Origin of the sequence: Novosphingobium sp. ZW T3_23 (assembly GCF_044987305.1) — a bacterium.
GTDB lineage: Bacteria > Pseudomonadota > Alphaproteobacteria > Sphingomonadales > Sphingomonadaceae > Novosphingobium.
In genome coordinates, this window is record NZ_JBJDRF010000061.1 from 21,261 (window position 1) to 27,365 (window position 6,105).

Annotated in this window: 4 protein-coding genes and 1 pseudogene; 2 read left to right on the forward strand and 3 right to left on the reverse strand. The window is 66.7% G+C overall.

From position 1 onward, the window contains the following. Window positions 1-4 precede the first annotated feature (4 nt). Window positions 5-970, forward strand: coding sequence for a fumarylacetoacetate hydrolase family protein (locus ACI3K3_RS21840; protein WP_404917570.1), 966 nt, complete (start codon window positions 5-7; stop codon window positions 968-970). A 355-nt stretch (window positions 971-1,325) separates the two neighbouring features. Next, entirely contained in the window at window positions 1,326-2,630 is a 1,305-nt protein-coding gene (locus tag ACI3K3_RS21845) for a methyl-accepting chemotaxis protein (protein ID WP_404917572.1), read from the forward strand. A gap of 76 nt (window positions 2,631-2,706) precedes the next feature. Here ACI3K3_RS21845 and ACI3K3_RS21850 read toward each other — a convergent pair whose 3' ends face one another. The 3 genes and pseudogenes from ACI3K3_RS21850 to ACI3K3_RS21860 all read right to left on the reverse strand — a co-directional run. Beyond that, window positions 2,707-4,176: an efflux transporter outer membrane subunit gene (locus ACI3K3_RS21850; protein ID WP_404917574.1), complete on the reverse strand. Its 1,470-nt coding sequence runs from the start codon at window positions 4,174-4,176 to the stop codon at window positions 2,707-2,709. Window positions 4,177-4,184: 8 nt separating this feature from the next. After that, the gene (locus ACI3K3_RS21855; RefSeq protein ID WP_404917576.1) at window positions 4,185-5,720 is read right to left on the reverse strand and encodes an MDR family MFS transporter; all 1,536 of its coding nucleotides are present in this window, start codon (window positions 5,718-5,720) and stop codon (window positions 4,185-4,187) included. Further along, a pseudogene (locus tag ACI3K3_RS21860) lies at window positions 5,717-6,105 on the reverse strand (HlyD family efflux transporter periplasmic adaptor subunit); the annotation flags it as partial. The gene ACI3K3_RS21855 and the pseudogene ACI3K3_RS21860, both read right to left, overlap by 4 nt.

A 6,105-nucleotide genomic window follows, 5' to 3' on the forward strand; every position in this document is an offset into this window, starting at 1 on the left:
TCCGATGCGTCTTGCCACGTTGGAAAATGGTCGTCCGGACGGGGCACTGGTCGTGGTCTCGGCCGACGGCACCCGCTACCTCGCAAGCGCGGGGCAGACGCTACTCTCGGCCATGGCGGACTGGCAGGCCGTCGCGCCCGATCTGCTGCGGCTTGCGGCGCGGCTCGAAGCCGGCGCGGGCGGACGGCTCGATCCCGCGCGGTTGCGCGCACCGTTGCCGCGTACCTGGCAATGGCTCGACGGTTCGGCCTTCGGCACGCACGGCCAGCTCATGCAGATCGCCTTCGGCCTGCCGCCGGTCGATACGGATCGTCCGCTGATGTACCAGGGCCTGTCCGACCGCTTTTACGGTCCCGCCGATCCGGTGCCCTTTGCCGACCCGGCCCACGGCATCGATTTCGAGGGCGAGTTCGGCGTGATCGTCGACCATGTGCCGATGGGCACCTCCGCCGCTGAAGCGCTGAAGCACGTTCGGCTGGTCGTCCAGATCAACGACTGGTCGCTGCGCACGATCGCGCCGATCGAGATGAAGACCGGCTTCGGCTGGGTCCAGGCCAAGCCGCCCTGTTCGATGGCACCTTTCGCCGTAACGCCCCAGGCGCTGGGCGAGGCCTGGCGGGACGGGCGGGTCTGCATGGACCTTATCGTCGAGTGGAACGGCGCCCCCTTCGGCCGGGCCAGCGGCGCAGCGATGGACTTCGGCTTCCACGATCTGATCGCCCACGCCGCGCTGACCCGCGACCTTGTGGCCGGCACCATGATCGGCTCGGGCACCGTCTCGAACGCGAACTATGCGCAAGTGGGATCGAGCTGCATCTCCGAAGTCCGCGCCATCGAGATCATCCGCGACGGCAAGCCCGCCACTCCGTTCATGGTGCATGGCGACACCATCCGCATGGAAGCGCGCGGAGCCAGGGGTGAAACGCCCTTCGGCGCTATCGAGCAAGGCGTCGTGGAGCTGCGATCCTGAAGCGACGCGGATGCGGTTTGGCGAGGTTCTTTGCAGATCTTCATCGATCGAGAGGGCGCAGGGGAGCGATAACCTCAAATATCTTGAGTGCAATATTGCTCATAACCGCCAATATGCTGTAATCAGGCGCTAATATCGTTTTCATTGAAAGAACAGAACGGTCGCCAAAGTAAAATATGTTAACGGAAAACGATTGTTATAATATCGATTACAAAACTGAAATTCCACAATACTGCAAGAAAGTTTCCTTTCGCCATCAAGTGCGAGGCGCTTCCTCTATAATGCCTGGAGAAAACACCATCGTCCCCGATGTCGTCGGGAACGGTCGGGCCAACTCAGGGGTGGGGGAATCCGAATGGAATGGTTCAAGGCTAATGCGCCAATTCGTCTCAAGCTGCTGATCGCTTTCGGCAGCTTTGTCGCCCTTGTAGCGCTCTCCGGAGCGGCGGGGCTGATTGTAGGCAATGCAAGCGCGCACTGGGCGGTGCTGGCATCGACCATCGTGGCGATCGTTCTGGCGGTAGCCTATCGCGAGGCGATTGCCGGGCCCTATGTGGCCACTGTCGTGCGGATGGAAGGATTGGCGGCAGGCGATCTCGAAAGCCCGATAGAGTTCACGCATTATCGCGATTGCGTGGGCCGCCTGACCCAGGCCATGTTCCAGTTCCGCGCCACGGCGCAGGCGGAAATCGTGGCGAACCGGGAGGCTCAGGCCAACGCCCTTGTCGTCCAGGGCATGGAAGAGAACTTCCGCGCACTTTCCCAGGGCGATCTCACGGCGGACATCGTTGCCGACTACCCGGCCCAATACGCCGCGCTGAAGGAGAGCTTCAACGAGGCGCTGGCCAGCCTGCGCGGGTTGCTGGGATCGGTGAAGGCCAGCACCCAGAACAGCCTGGTCGGCTCGCGCGAGATCGCGCAGGCTTCCGAGGATCTCGCCCGGCGGACCGAAGGCAATGCGGCGAGCCTGGAACAGACCGCGGCGGCGATCGCGCAGATCGACGAGCGGCTCCGGGCGACGGCGCAGGCGGCCACGCGCTCGCTCAGCACGTCCGAGCAGGCGATGGGCGCGGTGCTGGAAGGCCGGGCGCGCACCGATGCGGCGGTGCAGGCGATGAACCGGGTGAGCGACAGCGCCAAGGGCATCGACGGCGTGATCGAAGGGCTGGACAAGATCGCCTTCCAGACGCGCGTCCTTGCCATGAACGCCGCCGTTGAAGCGGGGCGCGCAGGCGACGCCGGGCGCGGCTTCGCGGTGGTGGCCGATCTCGTTTCGGCACTCGCCATGCGGGCGGAGGAAGAGTCCAAGCGCGCGCGCGACCAGTTGGGCGTCACCCAGACCGACATCGAGGCAGCGGTGGACGCAGTGCAGAAGGTGGACTCCGCTTTCGGCGTGATCTCCTCCTCGGGCGAGGAAGTGACGCGCCTTGCGGGCCAGATCGCCGCCGACAACGATGCGCAGGCCGCCGCCATCGGCGAGATCAACACGGCGGTGGGCGCCATGGACCACGCGACCCAGCAGAACGCGGCCATGGTAGAGGAAACCTCGGCCGCCGCACGAAATCTGACCTCGGAAATCGCCGCCCTGGCGACCGAGGCCGATCGTTTCCGGATGGCACCCTCGGCTCCGGGCCTGCGTTTGATTTCGCGGCACGGCTGAGCGGTTTCACCGCGGATTCGCGAAGGCTCCCCCGCCGACTACGGCAGGGGAGCCTTTTTCGTTACTTGCAGGCCCATCACTTCCAGGCGAGTCCGAGCGCCTTCTGGATCGCCACATAGTCCGCCGTCAGCGCGGCGCGGGCGGTAACCAGGTTCTGTTCCGCGCCATTGCGTTCGTTACGGGCATTGAGCCAGGTCACCTTGGTGGCGGTTCCGGCCTGATAGCGCTGTTCGGTAAGGTTTTGCGCCAGCGCCGCCTTGTCGCGCGCCCGCGCCAGCGAAGCCACGGTGACGCGGCCTTGGCGATAGCGGGCGAGCGAATCCTCGGCATCGCGCAGGGCGGTGAGCACCGTGCCGCGATAGCGCGCCTCGGCTTCGTCACGCACGGCTTCGGTCTGGGTGACCTTGGCCTTGCTGCGGCCGAAGTCGAGGAAGCTCCAGCTGAGCTGCGGAGCGGCCAACGCGGTGAAGTCGTCCAGCTTGCCCAGATCGCTGATCTTGGTGCCGCCGATGCCGATCAGCCCCATGAACGACAGCCGGGGGAAGCGCGCCGCCTTGGCCTGCCCGATCTTCGCGGTGTCGGCAGCCAGTTCGCGTTCGGCGGCGCGGATGTCGGGACGGTTGGCGATGAGGCGCGCCGGATCGCCCACGGCCACCGTGGCGGGGGGCAGCGGGATATCTCCGGCAGCGGCAAGGGAAGTGTCGAGCGTACCGGGCGCCTGCGCGGTGAGCACGGCCAGCGCGTTCATGTAGGCGTCGCGATCGGCCGCAAGCGGGGCGATCTGGGCGCGGGTGGAGGCGAGTTGTCCTTCCGCCTGCGCCACTTCCATCGCCGTGCCGGTGCCGCCTTCGAAACGCTGGCGGGTGAGGCCGAGGGCCTCCTCCTGAAGCGCGATCGACTCCTGGCCCAGCACGATGCGCTGCTGCCGGTCGCGCAAGTCGAGGTAGGTCTTGGCGACATTGGCGGCGATGCTGACCTGCACGTCGGCAAGGCTGGCCTCCGCGCCTTCCACGCCCGCGCGGGCAGCCTCGACGGCGCGGCGCTGGCCGCCGAACAGGTCCACTTCCCAGCTGGCGTTGAAGCCCAGGTTGTAGAGATTGAGGTCGGAGCCGCTGCTACCGCCGCTTTCGCTGCCTTCCCCGCTTCCCGAACCGCCGCCGGAATCCTCGGCCGCGCCGAACGCGACGCCGGGAACGTGGGCATGGGCGTAGAGTGCCGAGGCACTGGCCTTCGGTGCCAGGTTGGCGCGCTCCTCACCCAGAGAGGCGCGGGCCTGGCGCAGGCGCGCCTCGCCCGCCGCGACGTCGGTATTGTTGGCCAGGGCCTTGGCAATCAGGTCGTCCAGCAGCGGATCGCCCAGGGCTTTCCACCAGTCGGCCACCGGCGGTGCCTCGGTGATCGTCTGGGCATCGGCGCGCGCGAAGGCGGCCGGCGTAGCATCGGACACGGCCTTCGGCGGCCCGGCGTAATTAGGGCCGACCGTGCAGGCGGACAGCAGGGTGGCCAGGGTTCCGGCGGAGAGTGCGGGGAGAAGGATCGAACGCATGGTGTACCTCAATGTCCCGTCGCCAGCGGCGCATTCTTGGGCAGCGGGCGAAGGAACAGGACGAGCGGAATGACGAAGACGATGCCCACCGACATCATCCAGAACATGTCGGCATAAGTCATCGTCAGCGACTGGATCTGGATGGTCGATTCAAGCGAGCGCAGGACTCCGGCGCCTTGCGCGGCGACATAGTCCTGCACGGCGACCGAGTTGGCGTTCAGGCTTTCCTCCAGGCGGCGGGCATGGAGCCAGAGCCGCTGGTCCTGGATCACGGCAATGCCTGCCAGGGCGAAGGAGCCGCCGAGGTTGCGCGCGGCGTTGTAGAGGCCGGAGGCGTCACCCGCCTCTTCCTTCGGCACCGAGCGGATCGCCGCCTGGTTCAGGAACATCATGCAGAACACCGTGCCCATGCCGCGCAGAAGCTGCGATTCCACGAAGTCGCCGCCGTCCGAAAGCGGAGTGAGCCCCGTTTCCAGGTAGGCGCTGAGGGCCAGCACCGAAAGGCCGAAGCCCACCGAAAGGCGTATGTCGACATTGCGGATCAGCCAGGGCGTGATCGGCATCATCATCATCACCGGAATGCCGGAGAGCATGACCACCTGGCCGGACTGGAGCGAATTGTACCCCGCGATCGTCGAAAGAAACTGCGGGATCACATAGGAGGTGCCGTAGATCACCATGCCCACGACCGTGACCATGGCAACGACGCTGCCGAACTGCCGGTCGAGCAGCAGCTTCAGTTTGATCACCGGCTTGCGGGCGAAGACCTGGCCCAGTCCGATCAGGATCAGGCCGAGGATCGTCACGCCCGTGAGCATGACGATCAGCTCGGACGAGAACCACTGCTCGCGCTCGCCTTCCTCCAGCACCACGGTCAGCCCGCCGAGGCCGAGGGCCAGGCCGAGGATGCCCATCCAGTCCGCCTCGCGGATGAGGGAGAGATTGGACTTCTGGTGCGGAATCGCCACCAGCAGCAGGGTGGCCAGCGCGATGCCGACCGGCAGGTTGAGAAAGAAGGCGTAGTGCCAGCTGACGTTCTCGGTCAGCCAGCCGCCCAGCACCGGGCCGACCACCGGGCCGAGCAGAGCGGTCGCGCCGAACAGGGCGTTGCCGATCGGCTGCTGAGCGCGCGGCAGGCGGGTGGCCACGATGGTCATGGCGGTAGGGATCAGCGCGCCGCCGGTGAAGCCCTGGCCGACGCGGCCGATGATCATCATCGTCAGCGTGGTGGACAGGCCGCACATGATGGAAAAGGCGGTGAACAGGGCCGAGGCGACGAGCAGCAGCGTGCGCAGTCCCAGCAGGCGCTCCAGCCAGCCGGACAGCGGGATGATCACGATTTCGGCCACGAGATAGGCGGTGGCGATCCAGGTGCCTTCGGTGCCGCTGGCGCCGATCTCGCCCTGGATGGTGGGAAGGGAACTGTTGACGATGGAGACGTCCAGCGTCGCCATCAGGGCGCCCAGCGTACCCGCGGCCACGGCCAGCCAGGCCGCGGCATCGGCGCGCTGTTCAGGTTGGGAATCCGAAGCGGCGGTGCTCACCGATTGCCGTCCCGGCGCGCTTCCTCCTGCTTGGCGACAGCGCCCTGAGTGCCCTTGGCGGCGATCGTGTCGACAGTGACGACGACCGACAATCCGGGCACCAGTGGCGGGCCTCGGGGCCGGCATCGATGGCGATGCGCACGGGCACGCGCTGGACGATCTTGGTGAAGTTGCCGGTCGCGTTCTGCGGCGGCAGCAGCGAGAACTGAGCGCCGGTGCCGGGCGAGATCGATTCGACATGGCCGCGGATCTTGGTGCCGTCCAGCGCGTCCACCTGGATGGTCGCGGGCTGGCCGGGGCGCATCAGGCCGATCTGCGTTTCCTTGAAGTTGGCGGTGACGTAAAGCTTCGAGAGCGGCACCACCGTCATCAGGCGCGTGCCGGC

What these genes read in the sequence shown, in the direction of transcription:
- ACI3K3_RS21840 (WP_404917570.1), top strand. Translation starts at nt 5, where the DNA reads ATGCGTCTTGCCACGTTGGAAAATGGTCGTCCGGACGGGGCACTGGTC.
- ACI3K3_RS21850 (WP_404917574.1), bottom strand. Translation starts at nt 4,176, where the DNA reads ATGCGTTCGATCCTTCTCCCCGCACTCTCCGCCGGAACCCTGGCCACC.
- ACI3K3_RS21845 (WP_404917572.1), top strand. Translation starts at nt 1,326, where the DNA reads ATGGAATGGTTCAAGGCTAATGCGCCAATTCGTCTCAAGCTGCTGATC.